The sequence below is a fragment of the Micromonospora sp. WMMC415 genome (genome assembly GCF_009707425.1).
In the GTDB taxonomy this organism is placed as follows: Bacteria; Actinomycetota; Actinomycetes; order Mycobacteriales; family Micromonosporaceae; genus Micromonospora.
In genome coordinates this window covers 4,686,834-4,708,658 of the sequence record NZ_CP046104.1, presented here as the reverse complement: position 1 = coordinate 4,708,658, position 21,825 = coordinate 4,686,834, and the positions used below count along the sequence as shown (strand labels likewise).

General features: G+C 75.7%; 16 protein-coding genes. 14 read left to right on the top strand and 2 right to left on the bottom strand.

Translation table 11 applies throughout. The features are described from left to right. Complete coding sequence (locus tag GKC29_RS22240) at nucleotides 1–339, bottom strand: SCP2 sterol-binding domain-containing protein (protein ID WP_155332662.1); 339 nt, start codon at nucleotides 337–339, stop codon at nucleotides 1–3. 114 nt (nucleotides 340–453) lie between these two features. On the opposite strand from GKC29_RS22240, the gene GKC29_RS22235 reads away from it, so the two are divergent. The 5 genes from GKC29_RS22235 (at nucleotide 454) to GKC29_RS22215 (ending at nucleotide 7,339) form a co-directional block, all read left to right on the top strand. Further along, a complete protein-coding gene (locus tag GKC29_RS22235) occupies nucleotides 454–1,152 on the top strand; it encodes a phasin family protein (RefSeq protein WP_155332661.1) in 699 nt (232 codons plus the stop codon). 190 nt (nucleotides 1,153–1,342) lie between these two features. Then, complete coding sequence (locus GKC29_RS22230; protein ID WP_155332660.1) at nucleotides 1,343–1,504, top strand: hypothetical protein; 162 nt, start codon at nucleotides 1,343–1,345, stop codon at nucleotides 1,502–1,504. An 18-nt stretch (nucleotides 1,505–1,522) separates the two neighbouring features. Further along, nucleotides 1,523–2,380, top strand: coding sequence for a TlyA family RNA methyltransferase (locus GKC29_RS22225; RefSeq protein WP_155332659.1), 858 nt, complete (start codon nucleotides 1,523–1,525; stop codon nucleotides 2,378–2,380). A 67-nt stretch (nucleotides 2,381–2,447) separates the two neighbouring features. Further along, complete coding sequence (locus GKC29_RS22220) at nucleotides 2,448–3,332, top strand: NAD kinase (protein WP_155332658.1); 885 nt, start codon at nucleotides 2,448–2,450, stop codon at nucleotides 3,330–3,332. A 269-nt stretch (nucleotides 3,333–3,601) separates the two neighbouring features. Continuing rightward, nucleotides 3,602–7,339 (top strand): S8 family serine peptidase, encoded by a 3,738-nt coding sequence (locus tag GKC29_RS22215; protein WP_155332657.1) that lies wholly within the window; start codon nucleotides 3,602–3,604, stop codon nucleotides 7,337–7,339. Between the two features lie 174 nt (nucleotides 7,340–7,513). Here the strand turns inward: GKC29_RS22215 and GKC29_RS22210 are convergent, their stop codons facing one another. Beyond that, nucleotides 7,514–8,497 (bottom strand): helix-turn-helix domain-containing protein, encoded by a 984-nt coding sequence (locus tag GKC29_RS22210; protein WP_155332656.1) that lies wholly within the window; start codon nucleotides 8,495–8,497, stop codon nucleotides 7,514–7,516. A 90-nt stretch (nucleotides 8,498–8,587) separates the two neighbouring features. Between GKC29_RS22210 and recN the strand changes: the two genes are divergently transcribed. The 9 genes from recN to GKC29_RS22165 all read left to right on the top strand — a co-directional run bounded on the left by recN (nucleotide 8,588) and on the right by GKC29_RS22165 (nucleotide 21,444). Continuing rightward, nucleotides 8,588–10,345: a DNA repair protein RecN gene (gene recN, locus GKC29_RS22205; protein ID WP_155332655.1), complete on the top strand. Its 1,758-nt coding sequence runs from the start codon at nucleotides 8,588–8,590 to the stop codon at nucleotides 10,343–10,345. A gap of 121 nt (nucleotides 10,346–10,466) precedes the next feature. Then, nucleotides 10,467–11,645, top strand: coding sequence for a putative cytokinetic ring protein SteA (gene steA, locus GKC29_RS22200; RefSeq protein ID WP_155332654.1), 1,179 nt, complete (start codon nucleotides 10,467–10,469; stop codon nucleotides 11,643–11,645). 29 nt (nucleotides 11,646–11,674) lie between these two features. Next, nucleotides 11,675–12,616 (top strand): copper transporter, encoded by a 942-nt coding sequence (locus GKC29_RS22195; protein WP_155332653.1) that lies wholly within the window; start codon nucleotides 11,675–11,677, stop codon nucleotides 12,614–12,616. A 136-nt stretch (nucleotides 12,617–12,752) separates the two neighbouring features. Further along, nucleotides 12,753–13,619, top strand: a complete 867-nt coding sequence (locus GKC29_RS22190; RefSeq protein WP_155332652.1) for a hypothetical protein — start codon at nucleotides 12,753–12,755, stop codon at nucleotides 13,617–13,619. A 1-nt stretch (nucleotide 13,620) separates the two neighbouring features. Next, entirely contained in the window at nucleotides 13,621–15,318 is a 1,698-nt protein-coding gene (murJ, locus tag GKC29_RS22185) for a murein biosynthesis integral membrane protein MurJ (RefSeq protein WP_155332651.1), read from the top strand. Next, on the top strand, nucleotides 15,315–16,481 hold the full coding sequence (locus tag GKC29_RS22180; RefSeq protein WP_155332650.1) for a glycosyltransferase family 4 protein: 1,167 nt from the start codon (nucleotides 15,315–15,317) through the stop codon (nucleotides 16,479–16,481). The genes murJ and GKC29_RS22180 overlap by 4 nt, the downstream gene beginning before the upstream one ends. Further along, nucleotides 16,481–18,856, top strand: a complete 2,376-nt coding sequence (locus GKC29_RS22175) for a hypothetical protein (RefSeq protein WP_155332649.1) — start codon at nucleotides 16,481–16,483, stop codon at nucleotides 18,854–18,856. Before GKC29_RS22180 ends, GKC29_RS22175 begins: the two co-directional genes overlap by 1 nt. 148 nt (nucleotides 18,857–19,004) lie before the next feature. Further along, on the top strand, nucleotides 19,005–20,750 hold the full coding sequence (locus GKC29_RS22170; protein ID WP_155332648.1) for a CTP synthase: 1,746 nt from the start codon (nucleotides 19,005–19,007) through the stop codon (nucleotides 20,748–20,750). Nucleotides 20,751–20,838: 88 nt separating this feature from the next. Next, nucleotides 20,839–21,444: an NUDIX hydrolase gene (locus tag GKC29_RS22165; RefSeq protein WP_155332647.1), complete on the top strand. Its 606-nt coding sequence runs from the start codon at nucleotides 20,839–20,841 to the stop codon at nucleotides 21,442–21,444. Nucleotides 21,445–21,825 lie beyond the last annotated feature (381 nt).

Below are 21,825 nucleotides of genomic sequence, written 5' to 3'. Positions count from 1 at the left end.
TCAGAGCAGCTTACGCAGCTTCATCAGGTCGAACGGGTTCGCTTTGATCGAGACCCGGCGGGACGCCACCGCGCGGGTCACGTCCAGCTCGCCGCGGACGAGGGCGAGCAGGTCGTCGCTGGTGGTGCTCATCGCGATCTTGGCCTTCGGGTCGTCGCCGTCGGCGAGGTCCACCAGGCGGCCGCCGGTGATCCGGCCGTGGAACGCGGTGTCCAGGTCGGTGATCCGGCAGGCGAGCGAGCGGTCCAGGTCGACCCGTTCCCGCACCGCCTCGGCGTTGCGGTCGAGCCGGGCGGCGAGATCCTGCAACGCCTGCCGGCACTCGTCCACGCTGGCCACCATCGCCCCCTCACGCCTGCGCCACGCACTCCCCGGCACCGTACCGCACGGCGGGTTCGGCCGGGCCCGGTAGCGTGAGGACCGCACACCCCCGCCCCGCGGAAGGACTCAGGCATGCAGGACGCGTGGCGCGCCTACCTCGAGCTGGCCATGGGCCTGACGGAGGCGCCCCGGAAGAAGGCACAGGAGGCGGTCCGCCGGCTCGTCGGCACGGGCGGCGCGACGGCCACCCAGCTGCAGGCGCTCGCCGAGGAGCTGATGTCGACCAGCGCGGCCAACCGGGAGGCGTTGACCAAGCTGGTCCGGTTCGAGGTGGACCGGGCGCTCGGGGCCGTCGGGCTCGCCACCGCCGACGAGGTGGCCGAGCTGACCCGCCGCGTGCACGAGCTGGAACGGCAGCTCCGCGAGGCCCGTACCGGCCCGGTCGCCACGGCCGCCGGCACGGGCGCCGCCGTCGGCGGTCCAGGCCCGGTCGCGCCGGCCGCCGGTGGACCGGCCGAGGGGGCGGCACCCGGTGCCGCCGAGCCCGCCACGCCGCCCTCGGCCGCCGCGCCCACCACGACGCCCGCCACCCCCGGCAGGGACGCGGCGCACGGGCCGGCCCCGGCGAGGGAGATCATGGCCAAGAAGGCTGTCGCGAAGAAGGCCGTGGCCAAGAAGGCGGTGGCGAAGAAGGCGGTGGCGAAGAAGGCGGTGGCGAAGAAGGCGGTGGCCACCCGGCCGTCCGCCGACCTGACGCCCACCGGCGAGCCGCCCGCCCCGCAACCGGCGAAGAAGGCACCGCGCAGGCAGCAGCCGGGCGGTGCGGCATGAACGGCGCCCCCGTCACCCGCCGCCCCGGGAGCCGGTCGTGACCGGCCCGGCCCGCCCCGGCCCGCCGCCCGGTGCGTCGGCGTCCGGCGTACCCCTGGGGGGTCGACCGGGCGGCGGCGGACCGCAGCCGGGCCCGCGGCCCGGACCGCCCGCCGGCCACCGGCCCGGGCCCCGTCCCGGGCCGCCCGCCGTGCCCGTCGGGGACGACGAGGAGGTACGGCACCCGGCCGTCGACGCCGCCGTGCAGGCGATGGTCAACGCCGCCGGGCTTCCGCCGGCCGACCAGATCGCGCAGTACGAGGCGGCCTACGAGACGCTGCGGGAGACCCTCGCCAGCATCGACCAGTCCTGAGGAGCCGGAGAACCACCGATGGCACGTCGTACACGGCTGGACGCCGAACTCGTCCGCCGCGGCCTGGCCCGCTCGCGCGAGCAGGCCGCCGCGCTGGTGGAGGCCGGCCGGGTCCAGCTGCGCGGGGTGCCGGCCCGCAAGCCCGCCGCGATGGTCGACCCCGCCGACCCGCTGCTGGTCACCGGTGCGGATCCGGGCTCGGAGTACGTCTCCCGCGGCGGGCACAAGCTCGCCGGCGCCCTGACGGCCTTCGGTACCGGCGGGCTGACCGTGGCCGGCCGGCGCTGCCTCGACGCGGGCGCCTCCACGGGCGGCTTCACCGACGTGCTGCTGCGCGCCCGGGCGGCCGAGGTGGCGGCCGTCGACGTCGGGTACGGGCAGCTCGCCTGGTCGCTCCGTACCGACCAACGGGTTCACGTGTTCGAGCGCACCAACGTCCGTACGCTCACCCCGGAGGCGATCGGCGGGCCGGTCGACCTGACCGTCGCCGACCTGTCCTTCATCTCCCTGCGGCTGGTGCTGCCGGCGCTCGCCGCCTGCACCCGGCCCGACGGCGACCTCGCGCTCATGGTCAAGCCGCAGTTCGAGGTCGGCAAGGATCGGGTCGGCGCCGGTGGCGTCGTCCGCGAGCCGGAACTGCGGGTCGAGGCGGTGCTGGACGTGGCCGCCGCGGCGGCGGGCCTCGGTCTCGGCCTCGCCGACGTGTGCGCCAGTCCACTGCCGGGGCCGAGCGGCAACGTCGAGTTCTTCGTATGGTTACGCCGGGGCGCGCCCACCGCCGATCCGGAGCGGGTGCGTGCCGTGGTGACGGCCGGGCCGGGGGGCCCGGCGTCCGGCGACCTGCCGGACACGGCGACGGAGGAGGTGGCCGGGTGAGCGAGCAGGCGAGCCCCGTGGCGCGCGGAAACGCCGACCGCGTGGTGCCGACGGGACGGCCGGCGCGGTGAGCCGGACCGCACTGCTGGTGACGCACACCGGGCGCCGGCGCAGCACCGAGCACGCCCGGGCGGTCGCCGCCGACCTCATCGCGGCCGGCTTCGTCGTCCGGGTGGTCGCCGAGGAGGCCGACGACTTGGACCTGCCCGGCGTCGTGCCGGTGACCGGCCCGGAGGCCGCCGAGGGCGCCGAGATCGTCTTCGCGCTCGGCGGGGACGGCACCTTCCTGCGGGCGGCCGAACTGGCCCGGCCGGCGAAGGTTCCGCTGCTCGGCATCAACCTGGGCAAGGTCGGTTTCCTCGCCGAGGCCGAGATCGACGACCTCGACTCCGCGGTCCGCGACGTCGTCGGCCGCAACTACACGGTGGACGAACGGCTGACGCTGGACGTGACCGCCGAGTTCGACGGCGGCCCGACGATCGAGTCCTGGGCGCTCAACGAGATCAGCGTCGAGAAGGGGGAGCGGGCCCAGATGCTCGAACTCCTCGTCGACGTCGACGGGCGGCCGCTGTCCCGGTACGGCTGCGACGGCGTCGTCTGCGCCACGCCCACCGGCTCGACGGCGTACGCGTTCTCCGGCGGCGGCCCGGTGGTCTGGCCGGAGGTCGAGGCCCTGCTGCTGGTGCCGATCAGCGCGCACGCGCTGTTCAGCCGGCCGCTGGTGACCGCGCCCACCTCCACGTTCGTCATCACCGTCGACCCGTTCACCACCCTGGCCGTGCTGTGCTGCGACGGGCGGCGGGTCTACGACCTGCCGCCGGGCGCGCGGGTGACGGTGCGCCGGGGCGGCCTGCCGGTGCGGATCGTGCGGCTGAAGGCCCGGCCGTTCACCGACCGGCTGGTGGCCAAGTTCGACCTGCCGGTGCACGGCTGGCGGGGCAACCGCCGCTGACGCTTCCTGCCGGCACTCCGGCCCGCCGCTGACGCGTCCTCCCGGGGCTTCGCCCGGCCGCCGTCGGTGTTCGCGCCCGGTAGCGGGCGCGGCGCAACCGGTGGTAACCCGCCGGACACCTGTGGTCCGGTGGGCAGCCGCGGGATGTCCACCTGGCGACATGTCGCCGGTGCGGCGTGCCGCACCTAGTGACCACCCCACGCGCTCCGTCGCAGACTCCGAGCGGTCGATCTCCCGGAGACCGGCCCTGGAGTAGAGGAGCGCATCGCATGCACTGGCCCCCACGCTGGCTCACCGCCGGCGCGGCCGGGGCGCTGGTGGTCGGCCTCGCCGCACCGGCGTCCGCCGACCCGCCCGCCCGGCCCACCGGCCCGAGCCCGGGCACGACCACCCCGGGCACCACCCCCGCCCGGATCACCCTTATCACCGGCGACCAGGTGGACCTCGTCCCGGCCGCACCCGGCCGGGTCGCCGCGACCGTCCGCCCCGGCCCCGGCCGGGAGCGGATCACCTTCCACACGATCGAGGCCGACGGTGGGCTGCGGGTGCTGCCGAGCGACGTCGTGCCGTACGTCTCCGCCGGCACCCTCGATCCCGATCTGTTCGACGTGCAGGAACTGCTCGCCGACGGGTACGGCGACGCGGCGCAGGGCGCCCTGCCGTTGATCGTGCGCTACCAGGAGAACGCCGCCGGCCGGGTTCGGCCGCTCACGGGTGCCACCGACGCCCGGCCGCTGGAGAGCATCAACGGCGCCGCGCTGCGCGTCGGCAAGGGCGACCTCGGCGGCCTGTGGACCACCCTGCGCGGCACGCCGGAGGCTCGGACCGCTGCCGGCACGCCCCGGCTCGGCGGCGGGATCGCCCGCGTCTGGCTGGACGAGCGGGTCCGCCCGGCGCTGGAGCACAGCGTGGCGCAGATCGGCACCCCGGCGGCCTGGGCGGCCGGTCGGGACGGCAGCGGCGTCACGGTGGCGGTGCTCGACACCGGCGTCGACGCTGCCCACCCCGATCTGGCCGGCCGGATCGCCGACGCGCAGGACTTCTCCGGCAGCGGCAGCCCTCGGGACGGGCACGGCCACGGCACCCACGTCGCCGCCACCATCGCCGGCAGCGGCGCCGCCTCGGAGGGACTGCGCAAGGGCGTCGCCCCCGGTGCCCGCCTGCTGGTCGGCAAGGTGCTCGACGACGGGGGCAGCGGCTACGCCTCGGGGATCATCGCGGGCATGGAGTGGGCCGCCCGCTCCGGCGCGAAGGTCGTCAACATGAGCCTCGGTGGCTCCGCGACCGACGGCACCGACCCGATGAGCCAGGCGCTCAACGATCTGACCGCCGAGACCGGCGCGCTGTTCGTGGTGGCCGCCGGCAACGAGGGCGCGCCGCGCAGCGTCGGCGCGCCGGGCGCGGCCGCCGCCGCGCTGACCGTCGGTGCGGTTGACCGCGACGACAACCTGGCGGACTTCTCCAGCCGTGGGCCGCGGCTCGGCGACAACGGCCTGAAGCCGGAGATCACCGCGCCGGGCGTCGGCATCGTTGCCGCCCGGGCCACTGGTACCGCCATGGGGACGCCGGTGGACGACGCCTACACCCGGGCGTCCGGTACCTCGATGGCGACCCCGCACATCGCCGGCGCGGCCGCGATCCTCGCCCAGGAGCACCCCGACTGGACCGCCGGCAAGCTCAAGGACGCGCTGGTCAGCACGACGAAGGCGAACCCGGAGCTGACCGTCTTCGAGCAGGGCGGCGGCCGGGTCGACGTGGCCCGGGCGCTCGGCCAGCGGGTGTACGGCTCGGCCACCGCCGACTTCGCCCGGGTGGTCTCCGGAGGCGCGGCGGTGGAGCGGACGGTGACCTACACCAACGGCACCACGGCACCGCAGACCCTGCGGCTGGCCCTCGACCTGCGCAACCTGGACAGCGGCGCGGCCGAGCCGGACGGGGCCACCGTCGGTTCGGCCGAGGTGACCGTGCCGGCCGGCGGCAGCGTGGCCGTGCCGCTACGCGCCGACCCGGCGAAGCTGGACCGCGGCCCGCACGGCGGCTGGCTGGTGGCCACCGGCGCGGACGGCGTCACGGTGCGTACCGCCGTCGGGCTCACCCTCAGCGGCCCGCAGCACGTCGTCACCGTGAAGGCGCTGGACATGCAGGGGCAGCCCGGCGCGGCACCCGTGGTGACCCTGTTCGGCGAGCACCCCGAGTCCGACCGGCTCTTCTTCCTCTTCCCCGGGATGGAGTGGCAGGTGCAGATCGAGGAGGGCCCGTACCTGCTCGAGGGGCTGATCGAGCACGGCGCTCCACTGGACGAGCAGGTCACGTTGGTCACCGACCCGGAGCTGATGGTCGACCGGGACATGACCGTGGTGCTCGACCCGCGCAAGGGCACCCCGGTGCGGATCGAGACGCCGAAGCCGACCGAGCAGCGGGCGGTGATCAGCTTCTACGAGCACCGGGTCTTCGGCAACGGCCGGCAGGTCGACCACGGCGTGATGACGTTCAGCACGGTACAGCAGGTGAACGTCACGCCGACCCGGGCGGTGCGGCAGGGCCAGTTCGAGTTCTCCTCGCGGTGGCAGTTGGTCGCCCCCCTGGTGGACGCCGAGGTCAGCAACGTCTCCGGTCCGCTGGACATCAACCTGCTGCACCAGTCGCCGGCTCCGGACGGCCGGCGGAAGCTGCCGCTGGTGTGGGCGGGCGACGGCAGCGCCGCCGAGCTGTCCCGAGCCGGGGTCCGAGGTGCGGCCGCGCTGGTCGCCGGTGACCCCGCACACGTTGCGGAGGATCAGCTGGTCGCCGATGCCGCCGCGGCGGGCGCCGCGATGGTGCTCATCGTCCGCCCGGCGGATTGGAGCGCGTGGACGGTCTGGGCTCCCGACGGGGACCGCCTTCCGATTCCGTCGATGGTGGTCGCCTACGACGACGGGCAGCGGATGATCGCGGCGGCGAAGGCCGGACGCGTGACGCTGGACCTGACGCTGACCCCGAACAGCCCCTACCTGTACGACGTGTGGCAGGTGTCGAAGGGGCGGGTCCCGGATCGCGTCGTGCACCGGGTGACCGCGGACAACACCGCCGAGGTGACCGCCCGCTACGCCGACACCGGCGGGTTCGACTGGGCCGGCGAGCAGCGGTTCGGCTGGCGGCCCTGGCAGCAGTACTCCTGGATGGACGAGAAGCGGCTGGTGCGTACCGGCACCACGCGGCAGGAGTTCGTCAGCGCCGGGGACAACTGGTGGCAGCAGCGGGTGCTGCACCGGCTCCCCTGGTCCTGGGGCCGGCTGACCGGGGGCGCCAGCCAGCAGCCCCGGCGGTACGCCGCCGATGACCGGATCACCGAGACCTGGCACGCTCCGGTGGTGCGCCCGGCGGTGCCGGCCGGCGGCGGGTTGCCGGTGCCGGCGCGTACCGGAGACACGCTGGACCTGCGGGTGGCCGAGTTCGTCGACGCCGACGGCCACTACAGCCCGGCCGGGTTCGGCGAGGAGCAGGACACCGTCGAGCGCCGGCTCAGCCGGGACGGGCGGCCGGTCGCCGACCTCTCCGGCGGCTGGACGCCGGTGGCGACCACCGCGGGACCGGCTCGCTACCGGCTCGACCTGACCACGCGGCGCTCCTCGGAGGAGTGGCGCTGGGCCACCCGGACCGAGACGGCCTGGGAGTTCACCTCGGCCCGCCCGACCGGTGACGCCGCGCAGCCGCTGCCGCTGCTCCAGGTCGACTACCAGGTCCCGGCAGATCTGCGTGGCGAGGTGTCCGGCCGGCACGGGCACAAGCTCGGCCTGACGCTGCGCCAGCCGGCCGGCGTACCCGCCCCGAAGGGCACCAGCCTGCGGGTGGAGGTGTCGTTCGACTCCGGCGCGACGTGGCGGTCGGTGCCGGTGCGCGGCTCCGGCACCCGGTACACCGCGCAGCTGCCCGCCGGCAAGGGAGCGGTGTCGCTGCGGGTGCACGCCGCCGACCGCGCCGGCAACGTCGTCGACCAGACCGTGATCGACGCGTACGGGCTGCGCTGAGCCGGCGTCCGCGCGGGTCGATCCCCCCTGACCGCGCGGACGTCCCCGGCGGCCCGCCCGGCTGCCCGCCAGCAGTGGTGGGCGACCGGGCCGGGCCGCGGCCGGGGCCGCCGTCGGCACGCCTTCGGGTGGCGGGCCGGCGGCGGCGCGGCCGGTGACGGGATGCCGGAAGGATCAGATCCAGCCCAGCCGGGCGGCCTGGAAGGCCAGTCCGGGACGGGTGTCCACCCCGGCGACCGCCATCAGGTCGGCGAGCCGCCGCTGCACGGTACGGCGGCTCACGCCGAGCTGGGACGCGATGGACTTGTCGGGCACGCCGGCCACGAAGAGCGACAGCAGCCGTGCCTCGTCGGCCCCCGGCCGGTAGCCGTCCGCTCCGGACGGCGGCGCCGGGGTGGACGAGTTGAGTGGCGTCGCCATGAGCCAGTGGCTCTCGAAGAGGGCGAGCAGGGCGTCGAGGAGTTGACTGCGGCCGATGACCGCGGCGGTCGGCTCGCCGTCGCCGCGCTCCGGCACCAGGGGACAGATCGCCGTCCGTCCGTCCACGATGGCCAGCCGGACCGGGAGCCGGTCGAGGACGCGGGCGTGCTCGCCGGCGCGTACGCCCCGCTCGATGTCCTCCAGCCCGCCCGGTTCGAGGAGCATCGCCCGTTCGTAGATGGCCCGGTAGCGGACGCCGCGGGCCAGGGCGTCGAACTCCTCGGTGTTCTCCTGGCCCGGCATCGCGATGGGGTTCGCCCGGCAGAACCAGAGCACCTCGACCCGGGCGTTGTTCTGCAGGTCGCGCAGCCGCTCGCGAAGCACCCGGGCGCCGGTGACCACCTCCACCAGGTGGTCGGCGTCGTGCCGCCGCATCCCGGCCCGGTACTCCTCGGTCAGTTGGGTGACCGCGGCGCGGGCCGACTCCAGGGCCTCCTGCCGGCGCAGCAGCGCCTCGCCGAGCGGTACGTCCGGCGCCAGCGGCCGCAGCGGCGCGTCCGGCTGCGGCCCGGTCGGCAGCACCAGGCCCTTGTCGCGCAGCGCGTCGAGCTGCGCGAGGACCTCGGCGCGTGGCCGGCGCAGCCGTTCGACCAGCTCGCCCACCCGGGCGGTGGTGAGCTGGACGAGACAGCGGTAGAGCTGCTCCTCGTCCGGGGTCAGACCGATCACGTCCAGCACGGGGCAGAACTGTACGACCCCGCCCGCCGGGCTCTCACCCGGTGTCGCCGGCTGGTCAACTGTCGGGGCCCGCGTCTACTGTCGGGTGCTGTGCTGGAAGAGCTGCGCATCACCGGGCTGGGCGTCATCGAGGACACGACGCTGCCGCTGACCGGCGGCATGAACGTCATCACCGGCGAGACCGGCGCGGGCAAGACGATGGTGGTGACCGGTCTCGGTCTGCTCTTCGGCGGGCGGGCCGACGCCGGCCGGGTCCGGGCCGACCCCGGCCGCGCGGCGGTCGAGGGCCGGCTGCGGCTGGCCGGCAAGGTCGCCGACACCGTGCACGCCCGGATCACCGACGCCGGCGGCGAGCCGGACGAGGACGGCTCGGTGCTGCTCAGCCGCACGGTGACGGTGGAGGGGCGCTCCCGCGCCCATCTGGGTGGCCGCAGCATGCCGGTGTCGATGCTCGCCGAGGTGGGCGAGCAGGTGCTCGCCGTGCACGGCCAGTCCGACCAGCTGAGGCTGCTGCGCCCGGGCGAGCAGCGCGCCGCGCTGGACCGGTTCGCCGGCGCCGAGCACGAGAAGCTGCTCGACGCGTTGCGTGAGGCGTACACCCGGTGGCGGTCGGTGGTCGACGACCTGGCCGACCGGCGGCGCAACGCGCGTGAGCGCAACCAGGAGGCCGACCTGCTGCGCCTCGGCCTGGACGAGATCACCCGGGTCGACCCGCAGCCGGGGGAGGACGACGAGCTGAAGGCGGAGGCGCAGCGCCTGGAGCACGCCGAGGGCCTGCGTACGGCGGCGCAGCTCGCCCAGCACTGCGTGGCCGGCGGCGTGGAGGCCGCCGACGACACCCCGGATGCGACCACCCTGCTCGGCACCGCCCGCCGCACCCTGGAGGCGCAGGCCGGAACCGACCCCGCGCTCGGGGAGTTGGCGACGCGGCTGGAGGAGGCGGCGACCCTGGTCGCGGACGTCTCCGCCGAGCTGTCGGCGTACCTGGCGGGGCTGGACGCCGACCCGGCGCGGTTGCAGGTGGTCTACGAGCGGCGGGCGGCGCTGCGCGCGCTCACCCGCAAGTACGCCGACGACGTCGACGGGGTGATCGCCTGGGCGGAGCGGGCCCGGACGCGGCTGTCCGACCTGGACACCTCCGACGACCTGCTCGACGAGCTGGACCGGGAGGCGTCCCGGCTGGCCGGTGAGGTCGCCGACCTGGCGGGCCGGGTGTCGGCGTCCCGACAGGAGGCGGCGGGGCGGTTCGCCGCGCAGGTCACCGAGGAGCTGGCCGGCCTGGCCATGCCGCATGCGCGCGTCGAGGTGGTCGTGCTGCCCCGCCCGGCTGGGCGGTCCGAGCCGAGCCTGCCGGTCAACGGCGTCGAGGTCGGCGTCGGGCCGGACGGCGGCGACGAGGTGGAGTTGCGGCTGCTCGCCCACCCGGGCGCGCCGTCGCTGCCGTTGCAGCGGGGCGCCTCCGGCGGCGAGCTGTCCCGGGTGATGCTCGCCATCGAGGTGGTCTTCGCCGGCTCGGGCGGGCCGCCCACGCTGGTCTTCGACGAGGTGGACGCCGGGGTCGGCGGCCGGGCGGCGGTCGAGATCGGCCGGCGGCTGGCCCGGCTGGCCCGCAGTCACCAGGTGCTGGTGGTCACCCACCTGCCGCAGGTCGCCGCGTTCGCCGACCGGCACCTGGTGGTGGCGAAGGACACCGGCGGCGCGGTCACCACGAGCGGGGTCCGCGTCGTGGAGGACACGGAGCGTGCCCGCGAGCTGGCCCGGATGCTCGCGGGTTTGCCCGATTCCGATCTGGGTATCGCGCACGCGGAGGAGCTGCTGGCCGTGGCGGCGCGGGAGCGGCGGGGGTAGCGCCGGGCGGATTGTGACCACAGGCACACCGACCTGCGCCGTAGTGTGCTTCCCTGGACAGGCGGCCCTGCTCAGGCATGTCGCGCCGGAGATGCCTGCCTCACATGCCAGGATGGTCACGATGCGTCTACCCACGTTGCGCCGGACGCGGCCCGCGGAGCCGGGCCGGATCGTCGGCACCGCGCGCCTCGACCGCCGGACCAAACGCCTGGTCGGGCGGCTCCGCCCCGGTGACATCGCGGTCATCGACCACGTCGACCTGGACCGGGTCGCCGCCGACTCACTCGTCGCGGTCGGTGTCGCCGCCGTGCTCAACGCCAAGCCGTCGGTGTCCGGTCGCTACCCCAACCTGGGGCCGGAGGTGCTGATCAGCGCCGGCATCCCGCTCCTGGACGACCTGGGGGAGGGCGTCTTCGAGCAGATCCGCGAGGGCGACACCGTCCGGATCGAGGGCAACACCGTCTACGTCGGCGAGGAGCCGGTGGCGCACGGCGCCCTCCAGGACGCGGAGTCCGTGGCGAAGGCCATGGCCGACGCCCGGGAGGGGCTCTCGGTCCAGTTGGAGGCGTTCGCCGCCAACACCATGGACTACCTGAAGCAGGAGCGGGACCTGCTCCTCGACGGCGTCGGCGTGCCGGACATCCGCACCGAGATCCAGGGGCGGCACTGCCTCATCGTGGTCCGTGGCTACGACTACAAGGCCGACCTGGACGTGCTGCGCCCGTACATCCGGGAGTTCAAGCCGGTGCTCATCGGCGTGGACGGCGGGGCGGACGCGCTGGTCGAGGCCGGCTACACGCCGGACATGATCATCGGCGACATGGACTCGGTCACCGACGACGTGCTGCGCTGCGGCGCCGAGGTGATCGTGCACGCGTACCCGGACGGGCGGGCGCCGGGGCTGGCCCGGGTCAACGGCCTCGGTGTGCCGGCGGTCACCTTTCCCGCCGCCGCCACCAGCGAGGATCTGGCGATGCTGCTCGCCGACGAGAAGGGCGCCTCGCTGCTGGTGGCCGTCGGCACGCACGCCACGCTCGTCGAGTTCCTCGACAAGGGCCGGGGCGGCATGGCGTCGACGTTCCTCACCCGTCTGAAGGTCGGCGGCAAGCTGGTCGACGCCAAGGGCGTGAGCCGGCTCTACCGGCAGAGCATCTCCGGGTCCTCCCTGCTGCTGCTGGTGCTCTCCGCGATCGCCGCGATGGCCTCGGCCGTGGCGGTCTCCACCGTCGGCAAGGCGTACCTGGGCGTGGTCTCCGAGTGGTGGAACAATTTTGTGTTCCAGCTGGAACGGCTCTTCTGACGCCGCTCCACCGACAAGAGGCTGCAGGTGTGATCAACTTCCGGTACCACGTGGTGTCCCTGACCGCGGTCTTCCTGGCGCTCGCGATCGGCCTGGTGGTCGGCACCGCCGCGCTGAACGGCCCGGTGGCCGACTCCCTGAAGGAGACCGTCAACGGGCTGCGCAAGGACAACCAGCTCATGCGCCAGGCGGTCAACAACATGGAGGAGGAGCTGGCCCGGGAGGAGGACTTCGCGGCCGAGATCGCCGGGGTGGTCCTGCCGGGCAAGCTCAGCGGCAAGCGGGTGCTGGTGCTCAGCCTGCCCACCGGGCGCGACCACACCGAGGGTGTGATCAAGATGCTCCAGCTCGGCGGGGCCGACGTGACCGGCCGCATCGACCTGCAGGACAAGTTCATCAACCCGGACAACAACAACGACCTGCTGGAGCTGGCCGTCACCGCCGCCCGGCCCACCAGCGCCCCCACCGCCAACCTGCCCGGCAACGGGCACGGCGTGGAGACCTCCAGCGCCCTGCTGGCCACCGTGCTGCTCGACCGGGCGCCCGGCGCGACACCGGTCAGCGAGGCCGACCGGCGGGCGGTGCTGGCCGCGTACACGAACGCGAACTACCTCACCACCTCCGAGCGGGTCACCGCCTCCGCCGAGGCGGTCGTCGTGGTCAGCGGCCAGCCGTACGTCGACAAGGACTCGGCGAAGAAGGACGAGTCGGTGGTCAAGGTCGCCGAGCAGTTCGACCGGACCGGCGCGATCGTCGTGGCCGGCAACGGCTCGGCCGGGGGAAACCTGGTGGCGTTCGTCCGGGGTGACGCCGTGCTGGCCGAGTCGATCTCCTCGGTCGACAACGCGAACACCGTCCAGGGCCAACTGGTCACCGCGCTCGCGCTGGTGCAGCAGCTCACCGAGAAGAAGGCCGGGCAGTACGGCGTCGGCGACAACGCCACCTCCCTGCTGCCTAGACTGCCCCAGTGAGCGACGCATCCACCCCGGTGTCCGGTCCGTCCACCCCCGTCCGAGAGGGGGGCGGCGTGAGCGAGCGTGCCGAGCGAACCGTCAGGCACGGCAGGCGGGCGTCCCGCGCGATCGCCGAGCGGAGCGAGGTGACGGCGTGAGGCTGCTCGGTCGGATCCTCGTCGCCGGCGCCGGCGCGGCAGTCGCCCGGTACGCGCTGCGCGAGGTGCGTACCTCCCCGGCCGGCCCGGCGCTGGAGCGGACGAACTTCCGCGGCCGCACGGTCACCCTGGCCGCCGGCCCGGCGCTCGCCGCCGGCGCCGCGGCGGCCGGCGCGTTCGGCGCCGCCGGCGGCGCGGCGGGCGGGGCGGCCCTGGTCGCCGGGCTGGGCGCCGGGGCGGTGGGCCTCTACGACGACGTGGTCGGGGCCCGGCCCGAGCAGAAGGCCGCCAAGGGCTTCGCCGGGCACCTCGCCGCGCTGCGCGAGGGGCGGGTCACCGCCGGCCTGGTCAAGATCGTCGGCGTGGGGGCGGCCGGGCTCGGCGCCGCCGCGCTGCTCGCCGCCGACCCGACGGTCGCCCGGCACCGGCGCCGCCAGCGGCAGGGCGCGGTGGGGCGCGGCGTCGACGTGCTGCTCGGCGCGGGCGTCATCGCCGGCACCGCCAACCTGCTCAACCTGCTCGACCTGCGGCCGGGCCGGGCACTGAAGTCGGGGCTGCTGGTCGGCGCCCCGCTGCTGCCGGGGCCGCAGGGCGGAATCGCCGCCGGCGGGGTCGGCGCCGCCGCCGGCCTGCTCCCCGCCGACCTGGGCGAGGACGTGATGCTCGGCGACAGCGGCGCCAACGCGCTGGGTGCCCTGCTCGGCGTCACGCTCGCCGCCCGCACCGGGCCGGTCGGCCGGGCCGGGTTGCTCGCCGTCCTCGCCGGGCTCACCGCCGCCAGCGAGAAGGTCAGCTTCACCCAGGTCATCCAGCGGACCCCCGGGCTGCGCGAGCTGGACGCGCTGGGCCGTCGCGCCGACTGACGTGACGACTCCGGCACCCCTCGCCGGCGCCGGCCGCGTCGCCGGAGCGGCCGCGCTGATCGCCGCCCTCACGGTGGTGAGCCGGCTCGCCGGCTTCGGCCGCACCGCGGTCTTCACCTGGGTCGTGCAGGAGAGCGACCTGGGCGGCATGTACGTGATCGCCAACACCGTCCCGAACATCGTCTTCGAGATCGTGGCCGGTGGCGCCCTCGCCAGCCTGGTGGTGCCCCTGCTCGCCGGAGCGGTCGCCGCCGGCGACCGGCGGGCCGTGACCGCCACGACCGGTGCCCTGCTCACCTGGACCGTCACCCTCCTCGTGCCGCTGGCGGTGGTGGTGGCGCTCCTCGCCGACCCGATCGTCGCGCTCATCAGCGAGGGGCGGTCCGAGGCGGAACTGGCGGCCGGCGCGCGGATGCTGCGGGTCTTCGCGCCGCAGTTGCCGCTCTACGGCATCGGCATCGTGCTGACCGGGGTGCTCCAGGCGCACCGCCGGTTCGCCTGGCCGGTCATCGCGCCGCTGCTGTCCAGCGTCACCGTGATCGGCGTCTACCTGACGTTCGGTGCCGCCGAGGGGCGCGCCGTGAGCGTGGCGCGGGTCAGCCCGGGCGGTGAGCTGATCCTGTCCGCCGGGACCACGCTCGGTGTGGTGGCGCTGTCGCTCTCCCTGCTCATCCCCCTGCGCCGCCTACGGCTGCGCCTGCGCCCCGGCTTCGCGTTTCCCGCCGACGCCCGGGCCCGCATCGGCGGGTTGGCCGTGGCCGGTGCCGTGACCGTCACGGCCCAGCAGGTCGCCCTGGTCGTGATGCTCAACCGGGTCTCCGGCGGCCCGACCGGCTCGCCGCAGGTGTTCAACCTGGCCCAGACCATGTACCTGCTGCCGTGGGCCGTCCTCGCGGTGCCGCTGGCCACCGCCGCGTACCCGGCCCTCGCGGCGGCCGCGGCTGGCGGCGAGGAACGGCGGTACCGGCGCACGGTCGCGGACACCACCCGGGGTGTCCTGCTGCTCAGCTGCCTCGGGGCGGCGACCCTGGTCGGCACCGCGGTGCCGGTCGGCCACTTCTTCCCGCTCGACCCGGAGGTCACCGCGGCGGCCATCGTCGGCTTCGCCCCCGGGCTCGTGGGTTACGGCCTCTTCGCGGTGCTCTCCCGCGCGCTCTACGCCCACGGCGCCACCCGACCGGCCACCGCCGCCATCAGCGTCGGCTGGCTCGTGGTGCCGCCGGCGGCCGTGCTGCTCGCCGCGGTGTTCCCGGTCGCCGACCGGGTGCCGGCGGTCACTCTCGCCAACTCTGCGGGCATGCTGGTGCTGGGTGCCCTCCTGGTCGTCGCGGTCCGGCGGACGGCCGGCGCCGCGGCGCTCGCCGGCTTCGCCCGGGCGGCGGTGGCCGGGTCGGCCGGCGCGGTGCTGGCCGCCCTCGCGGGATGGGCGGTGTCCCGGTGGCTCGCCGCCGTCGGGGACGGCACCCCGGGCGCACCGGCGGCACTCGTACAGGGCATGCTGTCCGGTGTCCTGGTCGGCGCCGTGTTCCTCGCGGTGGCCTGGACGCTGGACCGGCCGGACGTACGACCGCTGCTCGCCGGGGTGCTGCGGCGCCTCGGGCGGGCCCGCCGGGGGGCGAACGAGGCCCCGGACGGCGGGACGCAGCAGGACGGGGTCCCCCCGGAGCGGGGCGACGGGAAGGAGACGGTGTCCCGGTGACGGAACCGACCTCACGCGCCGGCTGGCGCGGCACGGTCGCCCTGCTGCTCGCCTCCAGCACCGGTGGTGTCGGGCAGCACGTCCGTTCGCTGGCCGCCGGCCTCACCGCGACGGGCACCTCGGTGCTCGTCTGCGGCCCCGCGGCGACCGAGGAACAGTTCGGCTTCACCGGCGTCGGCGCCCGCTTCCAGGCGGTGGAGATCTCGGCCAGCCCCACGCCCGCCGACGCGCGCGCGGTGGCGGCGCTGCGCCGGGCCCTCGCCACCGACCCGGTCGACGTGCTGCACGCCCACGGGCTGCGCGCCGGGCTGGTGGCCGTCCTCGCCCGGCCCGCGGTTCCGCTGGTGGTCACCTGGCACAACGCCGTGCTCGTCGGCGGGCTGCGGGGGAGCGTGTCGCGGCTGGCCGAGCGGGTCGTCGCCCGGGGAGCCCGGGTCAGCCTCGGCGCCTCCGCCGACCTGGTCGAGCGCGCCACCGGGCTGGGCGCGCCGGACGCCCGGCTCGCGCAGGTGGCCGCGCCGACGCTGCCCGCGCCGCGACGCCGCCGCGAGGCGGTCCGCGCCGAGTTCGGCGTCGGCCGTGACCAGCCGCTGATCCTCTCGGTCGGTCGACTGCACCCGCAGAAGCGGTACGACGTGCTGGTGGACGCCGCCGCGCGGTGGCGTACGCGGACGCCGGCGCCGGCGGTGGTGATCGCCGGCAGCGGCCCCGCCTACCTGCAACTGGCCGCCCGGATCTCCGCCGCCCGGGCACCGGTCACCCTGCTCGGGCACCGCACCGACGTGGCCGACCTGCTCGCCGGGGCCGACCTCGCCCTGGTGACCAGCGACTGGGAGGCCCGGCAGCTGTTCGCGCAGGAGGCGATGCGGGCCGGCGTACCACTGGTGGCCACGGCGGTCGGCGGCCTGCCGGAGCTGGTCGGCGACGCCGCCGTGCTGGTGCCGCCGGGCGACGTCGACGCGATCGACGACGCCGTGCGCGGCCTGCTGGACGACGCCCCGCGCCGGGCCGAGCTGGGCCGGCTCGGTGCCGCCCGCGCGGCGACCTGGCCCACCGAGACGGAGACCCTCGGCCAGCTCACCGCGCTCTACGCCGAGCTGACCTCGGACGCGGCCGGCCCGACGGCCCCCGACGCCGACGCCCCGTCGACGGGACGCCGGTGATGCTGCGCCGACTCGCCCCGGTCCTGCTGACCCTCCTCGTCGTGGCGCTCGGTGTCGCCGCCCTGGCCGCCCGCCCGGCCAACCGCACACCGGAGCGCACCGCCGACTACGTGGTCCTGGTCGGGGTGGCCGGGCTGCGCTGGGACGACGTCGACCCGGAGACCACGCCGACCCTGTGGCGGATGGCCCGCGACGGCTCGATCGGCTCGCTGTCGGCGCGTTCGGCGCACCGGCCGACCTGCCCGGTGGACGGCTGGCTGACCCTCGGGGCGGGCAGCTTCGCGGCGTGGCCCGGCAACCGGCCCGCCGGCGCCTGCCCCGCCACGGACGTCGTCGTGGAGCGGCCGGACGGCATCGGCGCGAACCTGCCCGACCAGGAGAGCGTGGTCCTGCACAACCAGGAGCGGCTGCCGTGGGGGGCGGTCCCCGGCTCCCTGTCCGAGTCCGTGCGCTGCTCGGTGGCGGTCGGTCCGGGCGCGGCGGTGGCCGCGGCGCGGCCGTTCGGGCGGGTGGACCGGTACGCGCCGGAGCTGCCGGCCGACCCGTCCGGCCTGCTGCGCTCGTGCGTGCTCAGCATCGTCGACGCCGGCACGGTCGCCGGCGACGACCCGGCGACCCGGGCCGCGGCGGCCCGCGCCGCCGACACGCGGCTCGCCCGGGTGCTGGCGGCCCGCCCACCCCGCTCCCTGGTGATCGTCGCCGGGGTGTCGGACACCGAGGCGCCGTCCCGGCTGCACGTCGCCGTCGCGCACGGCCCGGGCTGGGAACGGGGCTGGCTGACCTCCCCGACCACTGCCCGGGAGGGGTACCTGCAACTGGTCGACCTCGCCCCGACCGCGCTGACCGCGCTGGGCCGGCCGCTGCCCGAGCGGCCGTTCCTCGGCCGGCCGGCCGAGCCGCTGGGCGGCCGGCCCGCCGACCTCGCCGCCGCGATCGCCGGTCCGGCCGACGCCGACCGGGAGGCCGCCGCCCAGCGTGAGGTGGCCGGCTGGTTCTTCGGCCTCCTCGCCGCCGCCCAGGTGGCGCTCGGGGTGGCGGTGCTGCCGCTGCTGCGCCGGGCCCGCCGGCACGCCGGCCCGTACGGCCCGGAGCCGGTGTCCCGGCGGGTCGTGGCGGCGGTGGAACTGCTGCTCGTCGGCGCCGCTCTCGCCGTACCCGCGGCGCTGCTGGCCGACCTGGTTCCCTGGTGGCGTGGCGACCACGCCGGGGTGTGGTTCGCCGCCGCCACCGTCTCGCTGGTGGTCGCGGCGACGGTGCTGGTGCGGTCGCTGCCCGGGTACGCGAGCACTCTCGGCCCGCTGGGCGCGGTCGCCGGTCTCGCCACCCTCACCGTCGGCGCGGACGTGCTGACCGGTGCCCGCCTCCAACTCAACGCGGTGGTGGGCTACTCGGCCCTCGAGGGCGGCCGGTACGCGGGCCTGGGCACGGTGGGGCTCGGCGTGCTGCTGGCCGGCGCGCTGCTCACCGGCGGCTGCCTCGCCCAGCGGGTCCGCCGGTCCTGGCGGCCGATGGTGGTGGTGGCGGTCGGCGCTCCCGCCGTGGTGCTGGTCGGCAGCCCGTACCTCGGGGCGGACTCGATCGGCGCGGTCGCGCTGACCGCCGGGGTGAGCGTCGCCGCGGCGATCAGCGCCGGCGGTTGGTTGACGCTGAGCCGGCTCGCGTGGGCGGCGATGGCGGGGCTGGCCCTGACCATCGGCGTCGCCGTCGTGGACGTACGTCGTCCGGTCGCCGAGCGCGGCAGCCTCGGCCGGTTCCTCGCCGCGATCGGCGACGGCACCGGCGGGCTCACCGTCCACCGGTCCGGCGCCGCCAACGTCGAGACGCTGGTCGACAGCCCGCTGACGGTGCTCGCGGTGGCCGGCGCCCTGCTGGTCTGGTTCGCCCTGTTGCAGCCGTGGGGTGGCCTGATGCGGCTCTTCGGCATCTACCCGGCGGTGCGGGCGGCGATGGCCGGCACCGCGGTGGCGGCGGTGATCGGCGGGGTGCTGGGCGGGTCGGCGCTCGACGTGGCCGGTGCGGCCGCCGCGCTGGTGGTGCCGATGGCGGCGCTGGCCTCGCTGCGGGTGCTCGACCACTCCACCGACCGGACGAGGCCGGAGACCGCCCGCGACGGCGGTCCGGCCGGGGGCGGCGCCGGCCCGGCCGATCCCGGTGACGGCCCGGGAAGCGGCGGCCCGCGGCGGGACGGCGCGCCCACCGGTGGCGGCCCGGCGGCCGGTCACCGGACCGAGGCCCGGGACGCCGACGCCCGGGGCGGGGCCGGGACGGGCCCGGCGACCGGGGGCGCGGACGCCGGCGGGTCGGCCGGTGCCGCCCCGGAAACCGGCGGGCGGATCCCGACCGCGCGGGCATCGAGCGAGGTCACGACCGGCTGACCGGCGGGCGACACCCGGCGCTCGACGCGGGTGCGCCCGGGCCCGGCGGCCGGCGAGGTGTTACCGTGGAATCCCGTGGATCGCGTGATCACTTGGTTGATCGGCACGGCGGTCTGCACGACCGCGACGGACGACACGGGAGCAGGCCTTGGCCCCTTCAGCACGGACGACCAGGCACATCTTCGTCACCGGGGGCGTGGCCTCCTCGCTGGGTAAGGGCCTCACCGCCTCCAGCCTCGGCAACCTGCTCACCGCGCGCGGCCTGCGCGTGGTCATGCAGAAGCTCGACCCCTACCTCAACGTCGACCCCGGCACGATGAACCCGTTCCAGCACGGCGAGGTCTTCGTCACCGAGGACGGCGCCGAAACCGACCTCGACGTCGGCCACTACGAGCGGTTCCTCGACCGGGACCTGTCCGGCAAGGCGAACGTCACCACCGGTCAGATCTACTCGGACGTGATCGCGAAGGAACGGCGTGGCGAGTACCTGGGCGACACCGTCCAGGTCATCCCGCACATCACCAACGAGATCAAGTCGCGCATCCTCGGCATGGCCGACCCGGACGCCGGCGGGCAGGTGCCCGACGTCGTCATCACCGAGGTCGGCGGCACCGTCGGCGACATCGAGTCGCTGCCGTTCCTGGAGGCGATCCGGCAGGTCCGCCACGACCTGGGCCGGGACAACTGCTTCTACCTGCACGTGTCGCTGGTGCCGTACCTGGCGCCGTCGGGCGAGCTGAAGACGAAGCCGACCCAGCACTCGGTCGCGCAGCTGCGCAGCATCGGCATCCAGCCGGACGCGCTGGTGCTCCGCTGCGACCGCGACATCCCGGACAAGGTGAAGCAGAAGCTGTCGCTCTACTGCGACGTGGACCTGGAGGCGGTCACCGCCGCCCCGGACGCCCCGAGCATCTACGACATCCCCAAGGTGCTGCACCGCGAGGGTCTCGACGCGTACGTGGTGCGCCGGCTGGGCCTGTCGTTCCGGGACGTGGACTGGTCGAGCTGGGACGACCTGCTGGAGCGGGTGCACCAGCCGCGGCACACGGTGACCGTGGCGCTGGTCGGCAAGTACGTGGACCTGCCCGACGCGTACCTGTCGGTCAGCGAGGCGATCCGGGCCGCCGGCTTCGGCCACCGGGCCCGGGTGCACCTGCGCTGGGTGCCGAGCGACGAGTGCGTCAGCGCGGCGGGCGCCGCGAACGCCCTGGCCGGCGTGGACGGGATCGTGATCCCGGGCGGGTTCGGCGTGCGTGGCATCGAGGGCAAGATCGGCACCGCCCGGTACGCCCGCGAGAACGGCATCCCGCTGCTCGGCCTCTGCCTCGGCCTGCAGTGCATGACCATCGACGTGGCCCGCCACCTCGCCGGCCTGGACGGCGCCAACTCGCTGGAGTTCGACGAGGACGCCGCCCACCCGGTCATCGCCACGATGGCCGACCAGGAGGACATCGTCGCCGGCAAGGGCGACCTGGGCGGCACCATGCGGCTCGGGGCGTACCCGGCGGCGCTCGCCGACGGCTCCCTGGTCGCCGAGGCGTACGGCAGCACGCAGGTCAGCGAGCGGCACCGGCACCGGTACGAGGTGAACAACGCCTACCGCGACGCGCTGACCAAGGCGGGCCTGCACATCTCCGGCACCTCGCCGGACGGCCGGCTGGTCGAGTTCATCGAGCTGGACCGCGACCTGCACCCGTTCTTCGTGGCCACCCAGGCGCACCCGGAGCTGAAGAGCCGGCCGACCCGGCCGCACCCGCTGTTCGCGTCGTTCGTGAAGGCGGCCATCGCGTACTCGGAGGCCGACCAGCTCCCGGTCGACCTGGACGGCGCGGCGGCGGCGGCGAAGGCCGCCCGCAACGGCGGCACGGCGACGAAGGCGGCGGCGAAGTCGTGAGCGGGCGGCGCGGGCGAGTGTTAAGAGGGGACCCTTCCTCTACCGGAGGCGTTAACAGGGGGCCCTTCCTTACCCGCAGGGCGGCGGTGTGAGTGCCGTCGAGCACCGGTACGAGCTGCGGTCGCGTACCGAGCGTTACCGGGGCCGGATCTTCGAGGTGGTCAGCGACGAGGTGACCATGCCCGGCGGCGGCACCGCCGTCCGCGACCATGTCCGGCACGTCGGGGCGGTGGCCGTGGTGGCGTTGGACGGCGCCGGGCAGGTGGTGCTGATCCGGCAGTACCGGCACGCGGTCGGCCGGCACCTGTGGGAGCTGCCGGCCGGGCTGATGGACGTCTCGGGCGAGGATCCGGCCGTCACCGCCGGGCGGGAGCTGGCCGAGGAGGCCGACCTCAGCGCGGGGCGGCTGGACGTCCTGGTCGACCTGCACAGCTCGCCGGGGTTCACCAACGAGCTGGTCCGGGTCTTCCTGGCCCGCGACCTCGCCGACGTGCCGGCCGAGCAGCGGCACGACCGCCGCGAGGAGGAGGCCGACCTCCAGGTGGTGCGGATCGGCCTGGACGAGGCGGTCGGCATGGTGCTGAACGGCGAGATCACCAACGCCTCGGCGGTCGCCGGGCTGCTCGCCGCCGCGCGGGCCCGCGACGTGGGCTGGTCGGCGCTGCGCCGGGCGGACGCACCGCTGCCACGCTGAGGGGCGTACGCGAGAAGGGGCCGCGCGGCGAACCGCGCGGCCCCTCGTCGTCCGGGTCGGGTCGGTCGCGCGGGGCCGGCCCTGCGCGCCGGTGCCACCCGTTGACCGACACGACGGTGATCCACATGCCTGCTGTCCCCGGCGGGACACGCCGGGTGGGACGATAATGGAGAACACCGTCCTGACGGCCGAGGCGGTCGCCGACCGCCGGCCGGGCCGGCGCCTGACACTTCGTCAGGGGGAGCGGTCACCGCATGTCACTGTGCTGGCTCCCCACGGACGACGGCGCGCCTAGACTGCCGCCGGCGGGACCGGTGGACCGCGGCGGCAATGGGGCCGTCGTGGCGCCGAGCAGTCGGGGCGGCAGCCCCGGAGGAAGGT